We start from the raw sequence: 2,769 nt of genomic DNA, 5'->3' as shown, positions 1-2,769 counted from the left end.
CCCCCCCCGGACCCGGCGTTGACCCCACCCGCGCGGCCCCCCCCGCGACAACCCCCCCCGGCCCCCCCGCCGATGCCCGCGTCTTCGACTTCGCCTTCCCCGCCGGCGTCTCGCCCGAGGGCGGCCTCCAGGTCAAGACGATCTGGGCGGCCCGCGCGATCAGCGCCATGTTCCCGGAGATCACCACGATCGGCGGGTACCGGCAGGACCCGCTGAAATGGCATCCCAACGGTCTGGCGATCGACGTGATGATCCCGAACCACAACAGCGAGGAAGGCATCGAACTGGGCAACCAGATCGCCGGGTACGCGCTGGCCAACGCGAAGCGCTGGGGCGTGCTGCACGTGATCTGGCGGCAGGGCTTCTATCCCGGCATCGGCGCGCCCAGCTGGACGGCCGACTACGGCTCGGAGACACTCAACCACTTCGACCACGTCCACATCGCCACCGACGGCGGTGGCTACCCCACCGGGGACGAGTCGTACTTCATCGCCTCGATGCAGCGCTGACTCACACCGCCACCGAATCGCCGCACGCGAACACCGCGCCCGTGATCCGTCCGTCGCTGCACATCAACGCGACCAGGTCGGGTGTGGAGATGTCCGGCGCGTCCGGGAAGGACGGCGGGGCCGGCGGCCACAGCGGGAAGATGCTCGCGCCGGTGACACCGGTCAGCCGGGCCACGATCTGCGCGACGATGTTGGTGCCCACGTAGGTGAGTCCGCCGATGATCCGCACCGGGATGATCGCCAGCGCGGCCACCGCGCTGATCAAGAAGATGTCCTGATCGACGATCGACTGCAAACTCGTGGTGAGCCCGGTGGTGATCATGTCGACGAAGTACGGAATCGACGCGAAGATGGTGCGCGCACCGAGGGCCAGATTGGTCCCGATGTCGGGGTAGCCGTACTTGGCGATGATGTCGAGCAGGGTCTCGCGCAGCGCTTCGTCGTTGTTCACGGGCGTGAGATCGGCATCGCCCAGTTCTGTCAGCGACACCCCGTCGAGGTCGTCGACGGTGGGCTGGAGGTCGAACAGCGACAGCACGGTCGGCGTCACGTCGACGATCGAGTACTTCGTGTTGACCAAGCCCTCACCGAACAGACCGGGACTGCGCGCGACCACGAACGTCGTTGTCTCGTCCGGGGATTGGAAGCCGTGACCGAAACCGAGCTGCGGCTGGTGACCGTGGTCGGTCACCATGATGATCGTCCATTTCTCGCCGGTCGCGGCCTCCCACAGCGCGACGGCGTCCATGATCTCGCCCAGGTTGCGGTCGAAGTTCGCCAGCGCCGCAAGATATTCCGGGGAGTCCCCGCCGTACATGTGGCCGTTCTCGTCGACGCCGACGAAGTAGCTGAACATGAAGTTCGCGGTGTCGGCGTCGGCGGCCGCGATGGCGTCCTCGGTCAGATCGCCGACCCTGTCGTCGGTCAGCAACCAGTTGGTGTCGCCGGCGACCTGTGCGACGTTGAGGAAAGAGTCCGCGCCGATGCCGGAAGCCGCGATCGCCGAGATGACGTCCCAGTTGGCGATCGACGTGGTCCGGATGCTGCTGTCCTGGCCCTCGAGCTGGGTGAACACCGTGGGCCACTTGTCGTACGTCCACGGCGTGAACACGTTGTTGATCACGCCGGTCTTCTCACCCCAGGCCCCGGTGAGGATCGACGACCACGACGGGTTCGAGATCGTCGTGTGCCCCACGATGGTCGACGCGGCGGTGGTCCCGCCCTGCATCAGGGTGAAGAAGTTCGTGGTGAGATCCGGATTGGCCAGCACGCGACTGAGGTTGGTGCCGTCCACCCCGATCACCAGTACGTTGGGGGTGCCGTCGTCGATGTACGCCGCGGCCGGCATCACTGCCGCAGTACGCCGAACAGCGTTGCGCTCCAATTCGTCTCGCACCGCAGCCAATGACGCGAGCAGCGTCGCGCCCGGCAGCGGCGCGACCGGGGCGGGATCCGGCTGCGGTGCCGGGAGGCCATCCGTCAGATCGGTCAACAGCGTGGCGAGGGCCGGCTCGGACGCCGTGGGTTCGGGGGGCGGCGCGGTGGCCGCCGGTGTCGCGGCCTGCGCAGTGGCGCTCTCTGCGGGATCTGGTTCGGCCTTTTCGAGTTCCTCGACCTCCGGCACCGCCGCGTCGACGATGTCCGTCGGCGCTTCTTCGGGTTCTCCGGGTTCTTCGGCGATGTCCTGCTCCCCCGCGGAATTCGGGCGGTACGAGCGCGGATTCGAGTCATCCTCGTTCTCGACGCCGTCGGTCGCGTCGGTGTCGCCGGGCTCCTTAGTCGGTTCCTGCTCGTCGCCGGCGTCGTCGGTGTCCTTCGCCGATGATGCGTCCGGCGACGGTGCCGACGTACCCCCGGCCGGGGATTGGCTGGTACTCGACGATTCGGTCGTGTCGGCGAACGCGACACCCGGCGCGGACGCCACCGCCCATCCCACGCCCAACGTCACCGCGAGCGCTCCGACACGACCAATGTGATTGGCGTAGCCCATGAGAATCCCCTCCGGCCAGGCGCGCATCAACGGCGTCGGCCGGGGCCGTCGCTGCCTGTTCGCTGATTGCGCTGACCGTAAATTACGCCCTGTCGGAGGTTTGCCGGCCGTGTTTCACCGAGATGACGTCTCTGCCGCGCCGGCAGGGGGATCATCGAGTCCGATGGATGCACCGTTGCAGGGCGCGGTCGCCGTGGTGGCCGGCGCAACGCGCGGCGCCTGGGAAACCGGTCTGCTGCTCGGGATCTGTGACGAGGCACCCGAAGCCGG

2 protein-coding genes are annotated in these 2,769 nt (G+C 67.8%); one reads left to right on the top strand and one right to left on the bottom strand.

Annotated features, from left to right (window positions below; all coding sequences use genetic code 11):
* On the top strand, positions 1–509 hold a 509-nt coding region (locus ASJ79_RS21965; RefSeq protein ID WP_231750974.1), incomplete at its 5' end, for a glycoside hydrolase.
* Between the two features lies 1 nt (position 510).
* Here ASJ79_RS21965 and ASJ79_RS21960 read toward each other — a convergent pair.
* The gene (locus tag ASJ79_RS21960) at positions 511–2,499 is read right to left on the bottom strand and encodes an alkaline phosphatase family protein (protein WP_067959887.1); all 1,989 of its coding nucleotides are present in this window, start codon (positions 2,497–2,499) and stop codon (positions 511–513) included.
* Between the last annotated feature and the right edge of the window lie 270 nt (positions 2,500–2,769).

Source organism: Mycobacterium sp. NAZ190054 (assembly GCF_001545925.1).
Classification (GTDB): Bacteria; Actinomycetota; Actinomycetes; order Mycobacteriales; family Mycobacteriaceae; genus Mycobacterium.
Note: the sequence above shows the minus strand (reverse complement) of the source record. Positions and strands in the feature narration are given on the sequence as shown.

Bases quoted from the DNA above. Each gene is read 5' to 3' on its own strand.
- ASJ79_RS21960 (WP_067959887.1), bottom strand. From the start codon at position 2,499: ATGGGCTACGCCAATCACATTGGTCGTGTCGGAGCGCTCGCGGTGACG.